Below are 21,689 nucleotides of genomic sequence, written 5' to 3'. Positions count from 1 at the left end.
ATGATATTAGAAAACCATCTTTATCCATTAAAATTTATACCTATTGTAAAGCCTAAAGTATGGGGTGGTGAAAAATTGAGGAATGTATTTGGAAAGGGTAATTCTGAAGGCAATATAGGCGAATCTTGGGAGTTATCAGGGGTTGCAGGCGATTTCTCTATCGTGTCTAATGGTAAGTTTAAAGGCACAAATATGAAGGACTTATTAGAGCACCATGGACCCTCACTACTTGGGAGAAGGGTCTCTAGAACCTACGGTACCGAATTCCCGCTGCTTTTTAAATTTATCGATGCTAAGGAAGACCTTTCGGTGCAATTGCACCCGGATGATGTCCTTGCGGCGGAGAGGCATAATTCCTTCGGGAAAACAGAAATGTGGTACATCGTAGATACCGATACCCATGCCCGGCTTATCGTAGGCTTTAACCGTCCTATGGATGAAGAAACCTATAAGAAGGCACTTTCAGAAGGAAATATCACAGAGATCCTTCAAATGGAAGCGATAACACCCGGAGATGTTTATTTTATAGCTCCGGGCACGGTACATGCGATAGGAGGGGGCACTCTCCTGGCTGAAATTCAGCAAACTTCAGACATCACTTACCGAATTTACGACTGGGATCGCCCGGATGTAGATGGGAATATGCGCGAATTGCATACAGAGCAGGCCCTGAAGGCTATCAATTTTAAGCCCACCCAGGCTAAACAATCGTATAAAGACAAACAAAACGACATTGTGCCTCTTTGTACTTCCCAATATTTTGAAACCAATAAATTGATGTTAACTCGGCCTCTTGAGCGCGATACGGCGGGACTTGATTCATTCAGGGTTTATATGTGTATTGAAGGAGAAGCGCAGTTCCAAACAAACAATGAAACTGTAGCCTTGAGCAAAGGAGAAACCATTCTCATCCCGGCTTGTATTGAAAAAATTTTAATAAAAACCACTTCCGCTACGCTTTTGGAAGTTTACATTCCGTAAGTATTCGTAACTTGCGCCAAAATAAATTTTGTAAAAATGGCAAGTGTTAGAGATCTGAAAAAAGATATTAATTACGTTCTGGGTGATATCATCGAAGCTGTGTATATCTGGGAACTTACCAATCCTGAAAAAGACACGAAGAAGTCGGAAAAAATAATTGATGAAGCCATTGAAACCTTCGACGAATTAATTGAAAAGGTTAATGCTAAAGATGTTGAAGATCCTAAAAGCCACTTTAAGGCTATCAACAATGAGCTTGAAGAACGCGGTCGAAAACTTATCGATAAGATAAACGCACTGGGTTAATTCTCTTCCTTCCGGCGACTCTCAATAAAAGCAGCCAGTTCCTTTCCGTATTTCGATTCCTTAACCTGGGGATCAAGAGTTTTGTACACGGTATCCAGGTACTTTAAATTGGCATCGTAGACTTCGCTTAACATTAGATAAGGGGCGATCTCGTGCTTTTTTTGCTGAACCGCGTAATTCACCGTCGCCAGATATTTACTCGCTAAGATCTTTTCCTGTTGCATTTTTAATTGGCCTGCGAGAGAATCGTTACCCTTTTGTCTGGCCTCGAATTCCGCCTGAATAAGATCGAGATTCCGGTTGCTGAATCGCTGCATCAGAAGTTTGTATTCTTCCAGTTTCTCCTGGTTGGTCGAACCACTTATTTTAACGTCGTTACCAAATTTTTTCAGGGATGTTTCTATATGTATTTCTGAAGGTTCTGCGAAGAACGGAATGCGGTCGTCCAGCAAGTTACCGTTTTCGAGGCGCAGGTAGAGATAAAACACTTCCGGGCTGGGCACTTCCTCCGAAAATTGAAAGTTAGGATCGCCGTTGATTACAAGAGAATCTACGGTTATGAGTAGGGTGTCGTCTATCTTCTGAAGCAGTAAAGTCCCTTTTTTAAGCCCTTTCACCGTTCCTGTCAACTCCATTCTGTTACCCCCGTTAGAACAGGCGGTAAGCCACAAACACACAATAAGGATCCCAATTATATATCTCATTTGGATTTTAATTTTTTGCCTCGCAAAGATGCTATTTTTTTACCAATTATCAGGCAGCTGTTACCAGTTGCATGAGGAATGTACAGGCAACGGCACCGAGGGTCCCGATGGCATAACCAAAAACCGCCAGTAATACACCCACGGTGGCCAGTGAGGGATGAAATTCGGAGGCAACTACCGGTGCCGATGCGGCGCCGCCAACGTTCGCCTGACTACCAACTGCCAGGAAGAAATAGGGCGCTTTGATCAGCTTAGCGACTAGTATTAAAAGTCCGGCATGTACACCCATCCAGAGGAGACCGATCACAATAAGCATCTTATTTTCGAAGATAAGCGTGAGATCCATTTTCATACCTATACTGGCCACGAGTATGTAAATAAACACACTACCAAACTTACTTGCTCCTGCTCCTTCATAATTCCTTGCTTTTGTATACGATAGTAATACCCCTATGATAGTGGCAATTGTGATCATCCAGAAAAAGGAAGAACTCATAAAACTTAGCATATTCCGTCCCAGTCCCTTGGGCATGCTATTCACCATAGACTCGAAATACCCGCTTATATAGCCCGCTCCAAGATGTGCCAGACTAACAGCTCCAAATGCGATCCCCGCTAGGATCATCAGGTCTGCAAAGCTGGGATTTCGTTCTACCTTCTTTGAAAATTTTGAAACCTTTTCCTTTAATTTTTCGATGGCTGACGTATCGGAATTCAACCATTTATCGATCCCGGCAGCTTTACCAATCCCGATTAGTAATAATGCCATCCAAATATTGGCCACAACGATATCTACAAACACCATTTGCCCGAATAATTTGGGGTTATACCCATAGATCTCGAACATGGCTGTCTGGTTAGCGCCACCACCGATCCAACTCCCGGAAAGTGTGGAAAGGCCGGCCCAGATCTCGTTGGTCTCACCAACCCCCGGTACAGGTGTAAGAGGAGTGGCTACGGCGTCTGGGTAAATAGCCCCAACAATAAGTAATGCCAAAGGTCCTCCTAGAATGATCCCAGTAGTTCCGGTAAGGAACATGATCACGGCCTTAGGGCCCAGATTGAAAACACCCTTTAGATCGATACTGAGGGTCATTAACACTAGCGCGGCAGGCAGTAAATATCTACTGGACATATAGTAGAGACTGGTGGAGCCTTCGGTTGCCGTTCCAGCGTCGTCGACAGTGGTCCATTCCGGGGCAATTAAGCCCGTGGTGGTTAAGATAGCGGGGATAAAATAGGCCATAAAAAGTGCAGGCACTATTTTGTAGAATTTATACCAAAACCCGTCTTTTCGTGAAGAGGTGTAAAAGATCAAACCCAGACAGATCATTAATAACCCAAAAACTATAGTGTCGCTGGTTATAAAAGGGGTGGTATCTTTAATAATTTCTGAAGCTGTATCCTGCATGATCGTATAAGTTTGTCTGCAAAATACAATAATTACTGAAACTAAATGGAGGAGATAAATTCGCTTATTGCCTCAATTAATTGAGGCATCACCGGGCGGTTGTATTCGTTATAGGATTTCTGATTCTCCAGATCATTGCCTTTAATCTCCTTAAAGATATGATTCATATTCTCGATGATCTCTAATTTAGAATCCGGTTTAGCGGCATGTAGAATCTCGGCTTCCGAGACATGAACCTGAAGGTCCTTATCGCCATTGATTATTAGCACAGGAATGTCGAGTTTAGCAACCTCTTTTGCCGGATCGTACTTCATCCAGCTAAAGATAAACGGTTGAATAGAAGGCCGGAAGATAGAAGCCAGTCCCGGACTGTAATTTTGCGCAACACCATTTACTCTAAGGTCATCAAAACTTTGCCTCGCATTATCCTTGAGGCCTGGCGCCTGTTTTTCGAGTTGAGCAACGATCACATCATCGATGGCCTGACCAGCCCCGGCCAGAGAAATAAATCCGTCTGCACCGTTTTGTGCCGCGAGTATACCTACCAGTGATCCCTGGCTGTGACCTAACAGGATGACGTTACCAAACCTGTTATCATTCTTAAAGAAATTGAGTATATCCCTGGCGTCTTCCACGAAATGATCGAAATCTATTTTTGTTTCGTCGATCTTCCCCATTTTCATGATCTTGAGAATTCGCTTATCATATCTAAAAGTGGCGATATTCTCCTTATAAAGTCCTTCTGCGAGAAATTTAAGAGAATTGTTCTTTTGCATGGCCTGATTACCGTTTCTGTCGGTAGGGCCGGACCCGGCAATGAGGATCACCAGCGGAGGCCGTTCGGTATCAGGTAGTAATAATGTGCCTTCAATTAGATCGTTAATCTTGATCTCTTCGGAAGTATAAGCATCGGTTTGAGCGATCGCATTTCCGAAGAAAAAAAAGAGAAGGATATATAAGATGTTTTTCATTGCCAAAGTTTTGGGGTTTTGCATACACAACACAGCTAACTGCATAAATATTGTTTACTGTATCAATTACTTTCTGAAATAAAGTTAACATTTATAAACACATGCTGGTATCGTTTTAATAGAAAGCTTGGTATCTTTGCTGAAAATATTGAGCATGAGAATTACAGTCTTCCTTATTATGCTTTCTGTATGTAGTTTGTCCGCTGCCGAAAAGGTTTATGACTGGGGTCGTACAGGGCATAGAACAACGGGCGAAATAGCCGAGCAATTTCTTAGCAGAAAAGCCGCAAAGAAGATCAACAAATTACTGGACGGTGCTTCATTGGCGCTGGTCTCCACCTATGGAGATGAAATAAAAAGCGATAAACGATACGGGGAGTACTGGGCGTGGCATTTTGTGAACTATCCCTTTGGTAGTGATTACGATTCCCACCCCAGGAGTGATAGAGGTGATCTAATCCAGGGAATATACAAATGTGTAGAGATCCTGGAAGATGAGGCAACGACCAGAGAGGAGAAGGCATTTCATTTAAAACTACTGGTGCATTTTATTGGAGACCTGCATCAGCCTTTGCATGTGGGTATGGCAAGTGATAAAGGCGGAAACGATTTCCAGGTGCTGTGGTTTGGGGAAGGTACCAACCTTCATACCGTTTGGGACACCAAAATGATTGAGAGCTATAATATGTCCTATTCTGAATTGGCTGCGAATACTCGAAATCTATCAAAGGGTCAGTTAAACGAAATCCAAAACGGTTACATCCTCGACTGGATGAAGGAGAGTCGTGTTTTATGCGAGGATATTTATGCAAACACAAAAGTTGGTGATGATCTGGGTTATAGTTATATGTATAAATATGTGGACACAGCACGATTCCAAATGCAAAAAGGAGGGATCAGGCTGGCAAAAGTCCTGAACGATATCTTCGATTGATAGTTACAACTGTATTTCTAGTTTTTGAAAATTCGATTCTAAGGTAACCTGAAAAATTCTATTGGATAGAGTGAATTATATCTTATTATGCATGCATAATATCGAAAATAGATTTCTATGGCTGCATTTTATGAAAACATTAATGAAATATACGACCTTAACTTACTGAAATTGAGTACTTTTGTGCGATTTTTAGTGATTTATGAAGAAATTTAAAGAGGTTAAAAACGCGCTGCGAATTGTTACCGGAGGTGTTATAATGCTCCACGGCTTATGGAAAATTATCCATCTGGCTGAATATATAGATTTTGTTGAGGTTAATTTTACAAGGTTTTTTATAGGGGGTGAGTTTTTATTATCCACCGGAGCTACTGTTGTTCCTTTTATCGAATCCATTTTAGGACTTCTACTACTGCTTAATATTTGTTATAAGAAAACCATAATCGTAGGGATTGTTTTGTCATTTACAATGTCGGTATTTTTAATCGCTGCCGGGATGTACCCAAAATTGATATATCACGGGCTGGTATTACTCATGTTGTCTACACTTTATTCGTACACAACTCCTTCGGGTGTTTCTCGCCTTATGAGGCAATAATCCTGAAAGTTAAGTTGATACGAGGCTCGGTAATCCGTTTCGATTTTGGAAGCTGGTGTTGCCAATAGTGTTGGGTAGATCCTTTCATAATTAATAAGCTGCCATGTTCCAGCTCTATATTGGTGCGCAGGCTTTTATCTTTTTTATGCCGCATTTGAAACCTTCGTTTAGCACCAAGACTAATCGATGCAATAACCGGATCCTGTCCGAGTTCCTTTTCGTCATCGCTATGCCAGCCATTACTATCGTTCCCGTCGCGGTACAGATTTAGCAAAACAGTGGTGAATTTTACATCCGTAACTTTCTCAACCTTATCTTTAATCTCCAGTAACAGGGGAGTGAATGGCATTGGATTCATGACGATCCCGGAATAGCTATACGACCGGTCATTATTGCCATACAAGGCTGTGAGGCGAGGCTGAGGATAAACTTTTCCAAAAAGTTTGATATCATCCTGTTGCCACGGAGTATCTGCATAAAGTTTTTTGAAGTAGGAAGTAGCTGCACTTGGTGATAGAAAAGCAGGGAAGTAGATAACATCCGCATCTTTTAGATCAAGGTTGGTATTTAACAGATCTTCAGAATTAAAAAGTTCCATTATTTCAAATATAGATACACCCAGTACATTAGAACAAGTTGTAGCGGTAAACGCAGGATAAGTACCCATTTGGGTAGATTGAGAGAGGCTTTTTCATTTTGAAGCATATAGACATGAACAGGGATGAAAAGCACCAATAACCCTATTAAACCCCAGCCGGCAATGGTTTGTGTAGAAGGATTTAGAAACATAAGCCCTAAGATCATTTCCGTCGCACCGCTAATTAAAACCAAAGTGGACGGCATAGGAAGATAAGGTGGCATGATACGCTCGTATAGTTTAGGTTTTTTAAAGTGATAAAAACCTGCAGCGACAAAAATTACGCCTAATAAATATTGATGCCAGGGTAACATGAAACTATGGATTTTAAGGGTTGGGAGAAAAATTAAAGTTGCGATTAAAAATACAGTAATAAAAATAAAAAACCCTTCTTTGGTAATCTAAAGAAGGGTTTTTCTATCAATTTAAATTAAACTATTCCTTAACGATCGATTTTGTCATTTGCCCATATTCACTATTTATAATGAACATATAGGTTGCCGATGCCAACTCCGAGATATCAATGGCTTTTTCACTTCCCATTCCTTCCAGGCCAATGGTCTTCACCAATCTACCTGTTAGATCGTAGATTGCTACTTGCTCAAGCTCCATTCGCTTAGGATTACTAAGATATATCACATCTGTAGCCGGGTTAGGATAGAGTACCAGGGTTCTGAAATCTGCCGGATCGTTACCGCCCAGAATACTTTCCACGGTAAGCTCGAAAGTACAGCATCCTTCATTTCCTGAATCATCGGTAGCACAAATGGTTACTGTATAGACACCATCGGTGAGTTGGGTACCTGCTGCCGGATCCTGTGATGTTATAGTCAAGGGATCGGTACAATTGTCGACAGCAGTCGCTTCCCCGGTTGCAAAATAATCAGGAACTGTGTAGAACAGGTTTCCAGGTCCGGGATCGACAGTTTGATCTGCCGGACAGGTTACTACCGGTGGGAGTGCATCTACCACGGTTACAACCGCCATACACGAACTGATATTTCCGTTAACATCTATGGAGAATACCGTCACAGTAACAGGAGTTCCTACATCGTCACAGTCAAACTCGAAGATATCGACCGCAGTAGTATCGATACCACAGGCATCGGTATTACTAAGGATAACGTCATCTGGTGTGATCACAGCCTCACCATTCTCATCCAATTCCAACGTAATATCCATACACACCAGATCCGGTGCTATATTGTCTTCAACGGTCACAACCGCTGTACAGGTAGAGGTATTTCCATTAACATCGGTTACAGTAAGGGTAACCACATTATCCCCTACGTTGGAGCAATCGAAGGTATCTGGAGATACGCTTAAACTTGCCACACCGCAGGCATCGGTAGAACCTCCGTCCACATCGGTTCCGGTAATGGTAGCCATTCCGTTCACGTCCAGCTGAACAGTAATATCCTGGCATACTGCTACCGGGGGAGTAACATCTTCTACGGTAACAACAGCAGTACAGCTGGAAACATTACCGCTAGTATCGGTTACTTCTAAAACTACGTTATTAGGTCCAACATCGGCACAAGTGAACGTACTTGGGGTAACCGTCATTGAGGCAATACCACAATTATCGGTAGACCCACCATCCACATCCATTGGCGTGATAGAAGCATTTCCTGAAGCATCAAGTGAGATGGTTATATCCATACAAACTGCCACTGGCGGCTCGTCGTCGGTAACTGTAATGTCGAACGTACACGTATTAGTATTACCGTTCACATCGGTTGCAGTAAATTCGATGGTAGTTGTTCCAACAGGGAATACACTTCCGCTTGGTGGCCCCATGGTTTGCACAACAGACATTACTCCACATTCGTCCGTAGCAATTGCATCGGCAAAGAATACGGTGGCTCCACAAATGCCTGGATCGTTAGATGTAGTTACATCTGCCGGACATGCAATTGATGGTGGAGTTACGTCTTCTACTGTGACTACTGTTGTACAAGTAGACACATTTCCGTTAACATCGGTAACGGTTAGAGTTACCGTATTAGGTCCAACATCGGCACATGTGAATGTACTCGGCGATATGCTTAGGCTCGCGATACCACAGGCATCGGTAGACCCGTTGTCAATATCGGCCGGGGTGATAGAAGCATTACCTGTCGCATCTAGTGGTAGGGTAAAGTCCGGTACACACATGGCGGTTGGAGGTACATTATCTTCAACCGTAACAGTAGCGGTGCAGGATGAGGAGTTACCACTGGTATCTGTAACGGTAAGGGTTACAGTATTTGTGCCTACATTCGAACAATCGAAAGTGCTTGGCGACACAGCAAGTGAAGCAATTCCGCAGTTATCTGTACTGCCTCCGTCCACATCGAAAGGAGTTATACTCGCCATACCATTAGCATCCAATTGTACTGTAATATCCATACAAACCGCCACTGGTGGTTCGTTATCGGTTACAGTTACGTCGAAGCTACAAGTAGCTGTATTTCCGGAAGCATCGGTCACCACAAAAGTATTGGTTGTTGTTCCCACAGGGAATGCAGATCCCGATGGTAAACCAGCTGTTTGGGCTGTAGTTGCACCGGCACAGTTATCGGTTCCTACGGGGGTAGTATAAGTTACCACCGCCGAACAAAGCCCTGGGTCGTTGTTTACACTAATATTAGCCGGACAGCTAATTACAGGATCTTCCGTATCATTGATGGTTACATCAAAACTACAGGTAGCTGTATTTCCTGCCGCATCTGTTGCAGTTACTGTAACTGTTGTTGTTCCCACTGGGAAAAAACTACCTGATGCTGGTACACTAGAAGTAGTTACTCCGGGACAGTTATCTGTGGCGGAAGCCATAAAAGTGACCACCGCTCCACACATGCCGGGGTCATTCGCTTGTGTTATATCGGCCGGACAGGTAACTACCGGGTCTTCTGTATCGTTAACGATAACATCAAAACTACAAGTTGCTGTATTTCCACTGGCATCTGTTACCACAAATGTATTTGTTGTTGTTCCAACCGGGAATGAGCTTCCGCTAGGTAAACCAGCAGTTTGCATTGTAGTTGCCCCGGGGCAATTATCGGTACCCACGGGTGCTGTATAAGTTACTACAGCCTCACATACACCCGGATCATTGCTTACTATAATATCTGTAGGGCAGGTTATTACAGGATCTTCAGTGTCGTTAACGGTTACATTAAAGCTGCACATAGCTGTGTTTCCTGCCGCGTCTGTTGCTGTAAAGGTAACAGCCGTAGTACCAACAGGGAAGGTTGAGCCCGAAGCCAGACCACTAGTTTGTGTCACAGTAACTCCTGCACAATTATCCATGGCAGTCGCGTCCGCAAAGGTTATAACGGCTCCACAAACTCCGGGATCGTTGCCAACCACGATATCTGCCGGACAGCTAATCGTTGGATTTTCGGTATCGTTTACTGTTACATCGAACATACAGGTGTCTGTATTTCCTGCTGCATCTGTTGCAGTCACTGTAACTGTAGTTGTTCCTACTGGGAAAAAACTACCTGATGCTGGTACACTAGAAGTAGTTACTCCGGGACAGTTATCGGTGGCGGAAGCCATAAAAGTGACCACCGCTCCGCACATACCCGGGTCATTCGCTTGTGTTATATCGGCCGGACAGGTAACCACCGGGTCTTCAGTATCGTTAACCGTAACATTAAAAGTACAGCTTGCCATATTTCCAGAGGCATCAGTGGCTGTAGCTGTTACCAGGGTAGTTCCTACTGGGAAAGTACTTCCCGACGGAGGCGTTACCACAAGGGTTACTCCAGGATTGTCGTCTGTAGCTGTTACGGTGAAAGTTACCACCGCACTACACATACCCGGATCTGTGCCTTGAGTTATATCCGAAGGACAGGTTACTGTAGGTGGAGTAGTGTCTGCCGCGAGGATTACGTCGTTTCCATCACCTCCTACATAGGAGATGAATCCCATAAATGCACCGAAATTCACTGCAGTACCTTCCGGTAATCCTGCGAAGGTTCCGGTTACAGCATCCACGCCATCATTAAGAATTAATATAATTTCATCTGCGGGCGCATTAGCATAACCTATCAAAGGGTTAAAAGTAGCCCCGTTTATAGTCACAGTTCCTGTAACCTGAACCTGGTCGTGTTGCGTACACGGGGTAGGACCTGCTACTTCGAAGGATGCAGTAGAACCTGATGATAAGGTTAAACTTCCGGTGGAAAGACAACCAGGACTGTTACCTGGAGCGAGCTCCCCTCCATTGGCTATAACCACGTCTCCACTAATTGTTCCGGTACCAATTAAATTGGCAGTAGATCCAAACATAGCTGTCCCGTTCACAAAGGTTGTAACTGCGTTGGTTTGATAATCTCCACTATTTACATTTAAATTGAAGAAAGTTAATGCACTTCCTGCTGTCGTTGTAGTTGCGTCGAAACTGGTATTTGTTCCACCAGCGCCATTATACTGAAGATTATTGAGGTTTATCGTTGTTCCGGTAAAACTTACATCTCCTAAATTTTGATTTAACTGTGATCCCGGATTCGCTGTGATATTTCCATTAAAAACATTGGCACCGGCACCACTTAAGGTAACTGTCGCTGTATTAGAGAAGTCTATATCGGTGGCAGTAACCGATAATTGATTCAACGGGTTTATTCCTGTTATACTAACATCGTCTACATCTGTGAATGTTGCAGAACCAGTACCCACATTTAAGGTGTTTACATCGTTTCCTGGCTGGGTGATCGTGGCGGTTTGCCCGCCCGTATTGATTATTAGATTATTTGCAGTTATAACTCCTCCGGTTTGGTTAATTCCTCCTACTCCGCCAGAGCGTATGGTAGCATTTCCGGCACCTGCATTGGCTGTTATCGAGCCTGTAAGTGTGAGTCCGTTACTGTTACTGGTGATATTGATATTTCCGGTTGAGGCGGAAATATTATTTACGATCCATGGAACGGAAGGAGTATTAAAAATTGTAACGTTCAAGGCATCGACATCTATCATTCCACTAACATTAAAGGGACCGGACATATCTATATTTCCAGCGGCTCCTGTATTGAGGCTAGCTGCACCGGAAACCGTGATCGTGTTTCCAGAATCGGTAATATTTCCAACCGATGCAATGGTAAGGTCACCACCTGCTGTAGTTGTATTTAAAGTTACGGCTCCTGAAACTCCATAGGTTACAGATCCTCCCACATCCAATGCTGCACTCTGGGTAAAACTTTCGATATTCTGAACTGTAAAATCATTCGATACCCCGCCGAGTGTGATAGCCGAGCTTTGCGTATAAGAATCGTTTCCGGCTGCTGCATTAAGAACAATACCATTAGTGATATTAGCTAAAAGTACATCAACGGTATTATCATCTACTTCTACCACTCCGGCACCACTTACAAGGAAGCGATCTACTGTATTGGTGATACGTAGGTTTGGGCCTACCACCGACAGATCGAAAACATCGTCTGATGTACCACCATTGATATCGGTGATAGTTAGGGTTCCACCGGCAAGAGCCACTTCGGTTTCGTCTGGTGGATCCATACAAAACTTAAAGTTATCTACTGCGAGATATTCAAATGCACCACCCAGCGTTAGCTCGATTTCGTCTATATCGGTCATGGAATTATCCACACCGCCTTCGGTAGAAAAATCCCATAGGTAAAATCCGTGTGTACTTCCAAAGATGGTTGGAAAGCCCATTGATTTAACAATAGTATATTGTGTTACTCCATCCAATTTTCCCACAACGGTAAGAGTTCCATCATCGGTTGGATTTGCCCCAACAGGATCTGACGAAACATAAATTTCCATGCTACCCATTTTCACCATTTGAGTATCGGTTATTGCGATGGAATTCACATCCAAAAGCCCCGGACTGGTGACGTTATCTAAATACCGGTCCGATCCACCGGCTCCGGCTCCTATAAACTCATCAACTCCGAAATCGGTGCTACCGGCTGTCCATGGAACCGTGTTGGTAGTCCAGCTAAAGGTTCCGATTGGTAGACCTTCAAATGTTTCTACATCACAAATAGAGACTATAAATCGTTCTCCATCGGTAAACGGATCAGGAGGGGTGTTCCCGGAAAGATCCTCGATATCGGTACCCGGATTTAGATCCAGGCGAAGGCTTCCTTCCCCGGATATACCGTTGATATCTACCATATAAGTATTTCCCGATCCTGTTATGCTATTTATTGTTCCGGCAGCAGTTCCCTGGAGATCCAGCGAGAAGTCGTCTGTACTAACATTTACGGCATCTTCATTAAAGATTACTTCAAAATCGACAGAGGCCGAATTGGCCGGCGGGTTTCCAACCAGTTTAATGCTCTGTACGATAGGTGGAGCGGCTGCTGTAATTTCTTCACAATGTTCAAAATTGTCCATTGCAATGTATTCGAATAAACCACCTATGGTTATTCGTAATTCGTCTATATTGGTTAGGCTGTAATCTGCAGATCCTTCAGTGGCAAAATCTACTGTATAGAATCCATTGTTTACAGAGAAGTCTGTGGGGAATCCCATTGTCTTCTGAATGGTATATAGTGTACTTCCACCTAGTCTACCTTCCAGAGTTAGCGTACCATCATCGGTTGGGTTGGCACCGTTTAATTCGGAAGATAAATAGAAGTCGGCAGCCTCAACGGTGAATAACTCGGCGCCTGTAGGGGCTATAGTATAAACTCTCATAGTGCCTTGATCGGCATCATTGGAAAGGAATTGGTCCGAACCACCGGCACCGCCATTGGCGAACAATTCCACGTTGAAATTGGCTGTTCCCGATGAATAGGTCACCCCATTACTGGACCACATAATATCACCTGCTGTAAAGGACTCGAAAGTTTCCTGGAAGCAACGCGAAACAACATGTACTTCGCCGGCCGTAAATGCCGGAGGGCCGGCATTACCAAGGTCATCTTCTATGTCGGATCCTCCATTCAGATCTATACTAATGGTACCTTCGCCGGAAATGCCGGAAACGGTGAGGGTATACATGGTCCCCGATCCACTAATACCTGTGATAGAACCAGTGACCCCACCGGTTGCATCGACCGAAAAATCATCGGTGGTAACCAAGTTTGCGTTTTCATTAAAAGTAACCAGGAAATCTACCGACGTTGCGGTACTGTTTGGCGTACCCACAACTGTTATACTTTGCACTTCTGGTGGATCTGCTTCGAGTACCTCATTGTCGAATGCAAAATTATCTACGGCGAAATACTGAAATGCGCCGGCTAATTCAATTTCAATTCGATCGATATTGGTATCGGATACATCACCTAATCCCGGTATAGCAGAGAAATCAAGAAGAAAGAATCCATTGTTGGTGAAGTCTGTAGGGAAGGTACCCATTGGTTTTGTGTAGGAAAACTCTTCCGTGACTCCATTAAACCCTCTAAAGATCATAGATCCGTCATCAGTAGGGTTATCTCCCGTTGCGATAGACGATACGTATACTTCCATGCTCTGCATGGTAAATAGCGTTGCGCCACCCGTGATCGATATAGAATATATGCTTCCCGTAGCAGGGGCATCGATATTATCAATATAGCGATCGGAACCACCTGCACCCGCACCTATAAACTCATCGGTATCAAAATTTGCAGAACTTGAGCTAAAGGTAAGTCCGGCATTGGTCCAGCTAGTTGAATTAACCGGGAGAGGAGTTTCAAAAGTTTCTGTTCCTTGAGCTACAACAGACGTTGCCGGAATCGCAGCGATTAAAAGCGAGATCAGTAAGAAGTAAAGATTTTTCATGTTGATTTTATTTGCTTGGTACTCAATAGATTAATTTAATTTCAGTTAGTTTATAGATATTATTCAATTGTATTGTTTCTGCGGCTCGAATCCAATACGTGATTTTACGTATTTTAGAAGTCCTTTTGTTTTTCTAATTTTCCTGTATGACGGCAAAATTTTCATTGTTTAGACCTTTAACCGAATCACTGCTTAAAACCAATTCCGAAGCAGAAGAAGTTGAAATTGCAAACTCTCTAGCCCAAATGTATCAGGAATTATTGCGAGACTTCGTGCTAGATGGATCGTATAGTAACACAAATCCCACTCATGTTGACGGCGGGATCGCATTGTCTTCCCAACACGCACTGGACTGTCTTAGGGATCCCCTAAGGACAGTACGTTTCATAAAAGGACTTAATGCCGCAATACAGGATGCATTTATTCGATTTCCTGATGAACAATTACAGATTGTTTATGCAGGTTGTGGCCCGGGAGCTCCCATTGTTTTTCCATTACTCTGTCTTTTCACTCCTGAACAATTATCGATCACTTTACTTGATATAAATGCCAGTTCGATCAACTCTGTGGAGGAATTGATCATCGCCCTGGGTGCCGGGGATTATTTCAGACCAGGATATTTGGGTGATGCTATTATTTATCAGCATCCTCCGGAGCTTCCTCTACATATTGTTGTAAGTGAGACGATGGATAAAGGACTCACCAAGGAGCCACAGGTTCGTATTACTCAAAATCTTGCCTCTCAACTAAATGATAAGGGAATCTTTATTCCTGAGTCTATCAATGTATACACCGAGCATTCTTTCTATTCAAAAGAACCTTATTTCGATATTTATAAGAACGTACTTGATCTGGGGCCAGTAACAAATACACGAGACCGTCGATCACTATTTTCGATCACAAGAGATATACAAATTTCGCCTTCATTTGAATATTTGAGTGAACCTATCGCAGTTCCTGCAGATTTTACAGAAACTCCGGATATCTGCATTTATGCAGATGTTATTATTTATGGGGATCTAAAACTAACAAAGGCCCAATCCCTTATTAGTAACTCGTATTGTGTAAAGTCGCTTTATAATATTGGGGCGACTCAATATCGTCTTCACCATACAACGAGCGATATTCCAAACTGGGAAGTTATCGAGTTGCAGGATGACCTCTTAGCTCCTTGAAGGAAATAGTCCTACCAAAGCAATGATCCAGTACATACCAACATATGGTTGCATGTTGTTTACAGCTGAAGCAGATCCAGTATTCGATATTGACGCAGCGTTAAGTACAGTATTTGGTGTAGAACTGTTGAATCCGTAACCGGGAGTAAATGTTCTTCCACTTTGTACACCGGGCGTTGCAATACTAGAACCAGCGGTTGCAGCAGATTGTGTAGCATTTGCCGAACTAACCAAAAACGGGTGGTCGTGAGGGGGTAATTGGTTTACATTGAGAATATTCTGATAGGTGCCGCCTTCTGCTCCCCATGTATAATTGGGAAGTCCGGGACCTTGTCCGCGGCCAATGGGAACTCTTCCTCTTAGATCTGGTAAGCCGAAAGTGGTACGTCCGTCCCCGCCAAAGGTGGTTCCTAACAGAGAAAAGAGTGCAGAATTTGAAGAAATTTGAAGTAATTGTCCTTCACAAGTGGCCCAGCCTGTTGGTGCAAAACCAAACCCCACACACATTAATTGTCCTAAAAATGGTTCCATAATTTAATCTTTTGGTTAGTTATATAGTAAAATTGAATTGTATTTTGTTTTCTGAAATGGACGACTTAAACTTCGGTTGTAGTTTAGCCTTTAGAACCTTATTTTCGGTCCAGTGATCACTGGTGATATAGGCACAATTTTTATCCAGTACCAATTCGGTGAAGCTGGTCTTGTTTCCCTTGGTGGTTTTAAAGTATATCCTGGGTTTTTTCCCTTCAGTTCTGTTAGGATAATCCGTTTTGAAAGTATAATAGCCTTCAGCGTCACTAAAAAAATATCCCCGATGCTTATATTTATTTGTGTTCGGGGAGAGATGCCATACTTCTATTTTAGCATTTGGAATTGTATTAATCCCATCGCTATCATACACCACCCCCGAAACTTTCAATGTTTTTTCAAGGCTTAAAAAAGTTCTTAGATCTGATTTTAATTCTGAATAAGGATTATAACCTATAAAAGGTGATGAATTATTTAGTAGGTGTGCGAGAGTCTCCTGGGTAGAGAAGAACGTCACCCCGGCAACTGCTACCGCAGTTTTACCCAGGAATGACCTTCGGGAGGTATTCGGATATTTCATGAATAAGAGGTTAGTTGCTTAAAGATAGCTAAAAATTTGAAATGCAATTGAAACTCATTGTTAAATGATATTTCTAAAGGAAAAATGAGGCCTTCAAATTTCAAGGCATTAGTTTTAAAAAGAAGATATTATTTAGCAAGGTTATTTAATATCTTAGAGCCCCGAAATATCAGTAAACAGTGAAAATGACCAAAGGCCACTCCCTTTTTAAAGACATTACAAGCATAATCTTCAGCGAGAATGCCGGACACGGAGAGCTCTTATCCGCGTGTCGTGATCTCAAATCTTTATTTCAGGAGGCCTCCGGGATCACCAAATTGGGTGAGCAAAAAGACGAGACCATATTTACCGATACAGGAAAGGCGATTGGGCCTTTTATGGCAGCCCTCTGTGTTGATGATTATCTAAGAACGGTAAAATTCTGCAGGGGTATTAGGAATGCCGTGGAACAGAAACATAAGCAGAAGGGGAGAAAGGTTCGCGTTCTTTATGCCGGTACCGGCCCTTTTGCCACCTTGGTTTTACCGTTAATTAATATGTACTCGCCGGAGGAAGTTGGCTTCACATTGCTCGAGATAAATGAAGTTAGTTATACGGCGATGTTGAGGTGTTTTGAATATTTTGACGCCTCATCTTACATTGATGCGAGCTATAACAGCGATGCTACCACCATGAAATTAGATACAGTCGAAGGGATAGACATAGTAGTAATTGAAGCGATGACGCATGCCTTAAAAAGTGAGCATCAAGTTGCCATTACTTTCAATCTTATGGACCAGATGGACGAAGAAGTTCAATTTATACCTGAAGAAATAAATTTAAACCTCCTGGCGGTAAATTCGCAGAAGCGACAGGTTTATAAGGAAACGGGAGACGATTCTGTCGCATACTTTGAAACACTAGGAAATCTTTTTTCCTTAAACCGGGAAACTTTTTCAAAAAACAAGCAGGCTTATTTTGACAATTTCCCATCCTACACATTTCCTGCGGTTGAAACTAATATTCCGGAATATGTGAATACAGATTACGATGATTTAAGTATCCAAACAGAAGTTAGAATATATGATGATATAGTTCTCCAAATTGACGAAAGCGGACTCACGTTGTTATTTAAATTATTTGCGATAAATTCTATGATAGAACTGGCACCTATTTTACGGACCAAATATATTTGTGGTAAGCATCCTCGTTTACAATGCAGGCTGGTCGATTAAAAAAAGACCGGCTTTCACTGCCGGCCTTTCGTAATTTCTAAAGGTTGTTTTCAATTAACTTCTGCTTGGGAATGATCCCTGTAAAGCAATTATATAGTTTACACATTCGTATGGCTGAATGTTATTAACTGCCGCAGAATTACCACCTGCCGTGCCGTTATTAAGTGTAATGTCTGGCGAAGAAGTGTTAAATCCTTCGGTAGCCGTAAATGTTCTCCCGCTTGTTGTACCAGGAGTCGCAATTGAAGATCCGGCTGTGGCCGCGGTCTGAGTAGCATTCCCCGAACTAACCTTTACAGGTACAGATGGCATTTGAGCAGAAGTCAAGGTATTTGTTTCCGAACCACCTTTTTCTCCCAAACGGCGGTTGGATAAACCAGGCCCGTGCCCAGGATGCATTGTAACTCTACCTCTTAGATCGGGTAGGGCAAATGTGGTTCTTCCGTCACCCCCGTAGGTAGTGCCCAATATTGAGAATAAGGCCGAATACTGGCTTATCGGTAGTAGCTGGCCGTCGCATAACGCCCATCCTCTGGGCGCGAAATTCCCGCCAAACATGATGATCTCTCCTAAAAATGGATCCATAATTTAAAATTTAATAGTTAGTTTATATTTATGATTATTAATGAGTATTAAGATCTGCTGGGATAAGTACCCTGTAATGCAATGATGTAATTAACACATTCGTAAGGTTGTATGTTGTTCACGGCAGCAGAATTACCTCCGGCCGATGCACTGTTTAAGGTGATGTCTGGGGTAGAGGTATTAAAGCCTTCGGTTGCGGTGAAAGTTCTACCACTTGTTGTTCCCGGGGTAGCTATTGAAGCACCTGCCGTTGCAGCAGTTTGTGTGGCATTACCAGAGCTAACCTTTACAGGTACGGATGGCATTTGAGCAGAGGTAAGCGTATTGGTTTCTGTCCCTCCTTTTTCACCTAATTTACGGTTACTAAGTCCGGGTCCGGCGCCGGGGTGCATAGAAACACGTCCTCTTAGATCGGGTAGACCAAAGGTCGTTCTCCCATCACCACCATACGTAGTTCCGAGTATAGAAAATAAAGCCTCATTTTGACCAATTGCGAGAAGGCTGCCATCACATAAGGCCCATCCTCTTGGGGCGAAAGTGCCACCAAACATTATAATTTGTCCTATAAAAGGTTCCATAATTTTTTGTTTTAATTATTAGTTTACGGGAATACCGCTTTCCTCAACGATAAGTTCGTCCAGAGAAATTGAAATAAGAGTTCCATTAGTTGTGGCAAGAGTTGCAGTGCCAAATGCATCGAAAGTGAGTGATAGGTTTCCACCTCCTTCGTAACGGTAATAAGCCTCTGCATTAGCTCCCCTTACGAGTACGCCCCAGGTCTCTTTTACGATTGGGTAACCGGGAATCTTTCCCTCACCCAGATCTATAAAAACCATTTGGCCCATTCCCGGGATATCCAGAAATAGGTTCCCAAGTTTTTCAAAAGTGTAATGACCACCTCTTTCACTTATTTGCACAGCACCGTCGTCTGCAGTTATTTGCCAGATGTAGTTATTGGTAACATTTAATGAATACATATTTGATGACTATATTGGTTAATTTCAGACCAAAGTACTCTAAGTCATTTTGTTATGCTATCCGTATTTATACGTAAATTTTAAAAGCGGGCATAAAAAAACCGCCTGCTAATGCAGGCGGGATCTATATTCTTATGTACGACTTGATTATTTAATCATGTCGTAACTACGCCTGATAAACCGAGTCATTTCTTCTCCCTTAAGCAAATTCTTACTCAGTTTTGCCAGGTCGAGAGCCTGATTTACCAGCCTTTCTTTTTTCTTTTGAGTTTTGGTATTTAAGATCTGGCCAACCAACTCATGATTGGTGTTTACCACCAGGTTGAACATATCCGGCATGGCTCCCATCCCAAACATTCCACCGCCTCCGGTTTGCTGCATCTCCTTCATTCTACGCATAAACTCGGGTTCGGTAATGATAAACGGACTCGCATCGCTGTCCATTGCTTCAAGCTGAACTGAGAATTTTTCCGAAGGAATAATTTCGGTAAGCATTCCCTTGAGTTGTTCCTTTTCTTCTTCTGAAAGTTTCGAGATCGGTTCATCCTCTTTTTTTATTAGCGTATCGATCGCATCACTATCTACTCGTACGAAAGAGGTGTTTTCGTTTTTGCTTTCCATTTTCTGAAGCAGGTGAGAAACGATAGGCGAATTCAGCAATAAAACCTTGTATCCTTTATTCTTCGCTGCCTCAATATAGCTGTGCTGCTGCTCCTTATCTGATGCATACAAGATCACCAGTTTATCGTCCTTATCGGTTTGTGCATCTTTTATAGCATCCTTCAATTCTTCGAAGGTATAATAATCTCCGTCTACTGTTGGATAAAGGGCAAACTCCTGGGCTTTGTCAAAAAACTTGTCCTCGGTAAGCATACCATATTCGATAACGATCTTAATATCATCCCATTTGCCCTCAAAATCTTCTCGGTTATCATTAAAAAGACTCTTTAGTTTATCGGCAACTTTCCTGGTGATATAGCTCGATATTTTTTTCACAGCACCATCAGCCTGCAAGTAACTTCTTGATACATTGAGCGGAATATCCGGGCTATCGATGACACCTCGTAACATGGTGAGGAATTCGGGTACGATACCTTCAACATTATCGGTCACGAAAACCTGGTTCTGATATAACTGAATTCTGTCTTTCTGAATATTCAGATCGTTTGTGAGCTTTGGGAAGTAAAGTATACCCGTTAGATTGAAAGGGTAATCAACGTTTAAATGAATATTGAATAGAGGTTCTTCAAACTGCATAGGGTACAATTCCCTGTAGAATTTCTTGTAATCCTCATCCTTGAGATCGGCCGGTTGTTTTGTCCACGCCGGATTTGGGTTATTTATGATATTATCCACTTCCTTAGTTGGAGCGGGATCATCTTCTTTTGCATCTTCAGGTTTTGGAAGTGTTTCGGTACGCGTACCAAATTTGATGGGTACAGGCATGAATTTGTTGTACTTCACCAATAGTTCGCGTATACGTGATTCCTCGAGAAACTCCGTATCGTCTTCAGAAATATGCAGAATGATCTCTGTCCCTCTTTCGGTCTTATCGGCTTCTTCGAGTGTATACTTAGGGGATCCGTCGCATGTCCAGTGAGCTGCCGGTTCATCCTTATAACTCTTGGTGATGATCTCAACTTTATTTGCCACCATAAATGCCGAATAGAAACCAAGGCCAAAATGACCAATGATGCCGGCATCATCTGCATTCTTGTCTTTGTATTTTTCCAGGAATTCTTCTGCCCCAGAAAATGCGATCTCGTTGATATATTTTTCTACCTCCTCGGCTGTCATTCCTATTCCCTGATCGATAATATGCAGTTGCTTTTTGTCCTTATCTATCTTTACCTCGATCATGGGGTTACCGTACTCCACCTTTGCCTCGCCAATATTGGTGAGGTGTTTTAGCTTTAATGTAGCGTCTGTTGCGTTAGAGATTAGTTCGCGCAGGAATATTTCGTGGTCACTGTACAAAAACTTCTTTATCAGCGGGAATATATTCTCAACTGAAACATTAATGGTACCTGAACTCATAGTTGTATGGTTTTTCCTTTTTAAATTAGTATCGTTTGTCCCTGCTCCCTATTCAAATAGAATACCATACTAATCTGTATGACATGATGTCATTTATAGCAGGGCACGGAGAGGGTACTTTTCATGATCTGCGAAGATTGTCTGCGTATTTAATTATAGATCTTTAAGTAAAGCTTAACATATTTTGTTTAATATTTAAGAAAATATATTAAACAAAGCGATTATATTTACATCATTAAAAGGTGGGATAGTCAATTGCTATGAAAAAGTAACTATTTATCTTTTATTTTATTGGTTAGGTTGTTTTAAAGGGCGCTTGGGGAAGCGCC

General features: G+C 42.5%; 18 protein-coding genes. 6 read left to right on the top strand and 12 right to left on the bottom strand.

Annotated elements, in window-relative coordinates; genetic code table 11:
• Together C5O00_RS01330 and C5O00_RS01325 are read left to right on the top strand one after the other, a co-directional pair.
• Complete coding sequence (locus C5O00_RS01330; protein ID WP_105214244.1) at positions 1-981, top strand: type I phosphomannose isomerase catalytic subunit; 981 nt, start codon at positions 1-3, stop codon at positions 979-981.
• A 36-nt stretch (positions 982-1,017) separates the two neighbouring features.
• Positions 1,018-1,287 carry a hypothetical protein gene (locus C5O00_RS01325; RefSeq protein ID WP_105214242.1) on the top strand — a complete coding sequence of 90 codons (270 nt, stop codon included), beginning with the start codon at positions 1,018-1,020 and terminating at the stop codon, positions 1,285-1,287.
• Here C5O00_RS01325 and C5O00_RS01320 read toward each other — a convergent pair.
• Genes C5O00_RS01320 through C5O00_RS01310 form a run of 3 tightly spaced genes read right to left on the bottom strand, consistent with a single transcriptional unit; the run spans position 1,284 to position 4,373 of the window.
• The gene (locus C5O00_RS01320) at positions 1,284-1,991 is read right to left on the bottom strand and encodes a DUF4369 domain-containing protein (protein ID WP_105214240.1); all 708 of its coding nucleotides are present in this window, start codon (positions 1,989-1,991) and stop codon (positions 1,284-1,286) included. The genes C5O00_RS01325 and C5O00_RS01320 overlap by 4 nt on opposite strands.
• A gap of 49 nt (positions 1,992-2,040) precedes the next feature.
• Positions 2,041-3,402, bottom strand: coding sequence for a DUF819 family protein (locus C5O00_RS01315; RefSeq protein ID WP_105214238.1), 1,362 nt, complete (start codon positions 3,400-3,402; stop codon positions 2,041-2,043).
• A 41-nt stretch (positions 3,403-3,443) separates the two neighbouring features.
• A complete protein-coding gene (locus C5O00_RS01310; RefSeq protein ID WP_105217537.1) occupies positions 3,444-4,373 on the bottom strand; it encodes an alpha/beta hydrolase in 930 nt (309 codons plus the stop codon).
• Positions 4,374-4,527: 154 nt separating this feature from the next.
• On the opposite strand from C5O00_RS01310, the gene C5O00_RS01305 reads away from it, so the two are divergent.
• On the top strand, positions 4,528-5,307 hold the full coding sequence (locus C5O00_RS01305; RefSeq protein ID WP_105214236.1) for a S1/P1 nuclease: 780 nt from the start codon (positions 4,528-4,530) through the stop codon (positions 5,305-5,307).
• Between the two features lie 202 nt (positions 5,308-5,509).
• Entirely contained in the window at positions 5,510-5,905 is a 396-nt protein-coding gene (locus tag C5O00_RS01300) for a hypothetical protein (protein ID WP_105214234.1), read from the top strand.
• Here the strand turns inward: C5O00_RS01300 and C5O00_RS01295 are convergent.
• The 3 genes from C5O00_RS01295 to C5O00_RS01285 form a co-directional block, all read right to left on the bottom strand.
• The gene (locus tag C5O00_RS01295) at positions 5,892-6,503 is read right to left on the bottom strand and encodes an alpha-ketoglutarate-dependent dioxygenase AlkB family protein (RefSeq protein ID WP_105214232.1); all 612 of its coding nucleotides are present in this window, start codon (positions 6,501-6,503) and stop codon (positions 5,892-5,894) included. The genes C5O00_RS01300 and C5O00_RS01295 overlap by 14 nt on opposite strands.
• A complete protein-coding gene (locus tag C5O00_RS01290; RefSeq protein WP_105214230.1) occupies positions 6,503-6,856 on the bottom strand; it encodes a DoxX family protein in 354 nt (117 codons plus the stop codon). Before C5O00_RS01290 ends, C5O00_RS01295 begins: the two co-directional genes overlap by 1 nt.
• 121 nt (positions 6,857-6,977) lie before the next feature.
• A complete protein-coding gene (locus tag C5O00_RS01285; RefSeq protein ID WP_105214228.1) occupies positions 6,978-14,264 on the bottom strand; it encodes a T9SS type A sorting domain-containing protein in 7,287 nt (2,428 codons plus the stop codon).
• Positions 14,265-14,410: 146 nt separating this feature from the next.
• Between C5O00_RS01285 and C5O00_RS01280 the strand changes: the two genes are divergently transcribed.
• Positions 14,411-15,439 (top strand): SAM-dependent methyltransferase, encoded by a 1,029-nt coding sequence (locus tag C5O00_RS01280; protein ID WP_105214226.1) that lies wholly within the window; start codon positions 14,411-14,413, stop codon positions 15,437-15,439.
• Here the strand turns inward: C5O00_RS01280 and C5O00_RS01275 are convergent.
• Positions 15,428-15,970 (bottom strand): phage tail protein, encoded by a 543-nt coding sequence (locus C5O00_RS01275; RefSeq protein ID WP_105214224.1) that lies wholly within the window; start codon positions 15,968-15,970, stop codon positions 15,428-15,430. The two genes, C5O00_RS01280 and C5O00_RS01275, sit on opposite strands and share 12 nt — an antisense overlap.
• Before the next feature lie 19 nt (positions 15,971-15,989).
• Entirely contained in the window at positions 15,990-16,547 is a 558-nt protein-coding gene (locus tag C5O00_RS01270) for a twin-arginine translocation signal domain-containing protein (RefSeq protein WP_105214222.1), read from the bottom strand.
• Positions 16,548-16,732: 185 nt separating this feature from the next.
• Here C5O00_RS01270 and C5O00_RS01265 point away from each other — a divergent pair, with 185 nt between their 5' ends.
• Positions 16,733-17,761 (top strand): SAM-dependent methyltransferase, encoded by a 1,029-nt coding sequence (locus C5O00_RS01265; protein WP_105214220.1) that lies wholly within the window; start codon positions 16,733-16,735, stop codon positions 17,759-17,761.
• 54 nt (positions 17,762-17,815) lie between these two features.
• Here C5O00_RS01265 and C5O00_RS01260 read toward each other — a convergent pair whose 3' ends face one another.
• The 4 genes from C5O00_RS01260 to htpG all read right to left on the bottom strand — a co-directional run bounded on the left by C5O00_RS01260 (position 17,816) and on the right by htpG (position 21,360).
• A complete protein-coding gene (locus tag C5O00_RS01260) occupies positions 17,816-18,346 on the bottom strand; it encodes a phage tail protein (RefSeq protein WP_174688595.1) in 531 nt (176 codons plus the stop codon).
• 47 nt (positions 18,347-18,393) lie between these two features.
• Positions 18,394-18,924: a phage tail protein gene (locus C5O00_RS01255; protein WP_174688594.1), complete on the bottom strand. Its 531-nt coding sequence runs from the start codon at positions 18,922-18,924 to the stop codon at positions 18,394-18,396.
• Between the two features lie 18 nt (positions 18,925-18,942).
• Positions 18,943-19,323 (bottom strand): hypothetical protein, encoded by a 381-nt coding sequence (locus C5O00_RS01250; RefSeq protein WP_105214214.1) that lies wholly within the window; start codon positions 19,321-19,323, stop codon positions 18,943-18,945.
• Between the two features lie 147 nt (positions 19,324-19,470).
• Positions 19,471-21,360 (bottom strand): molecular chaperone HtpG, encoded by a 1,890-nt coding sequence (htpG, locus tag C5O00_RS01245; protein ID WP_105214212.1) that lies wholly within the window; start codon positions 21,358-21,360, stop codon positions 19,471-19,473.
• Between the last annotated feature and the right edge of the window lie 329 nt (positions 21,361-21,689).

It is taken from the genome of Pukyongia salina (genome assembly GCF_002966125.1).
Lineage (GTDB): Bacteria > Bacteroidota > Bacteroidia > Flavobacteriales > Flavobacteriaceae > Pukyongia > Pukyongia salina.
This window is presented reverse-complemented; position numbering and strand designations above follow the sequence as displayed.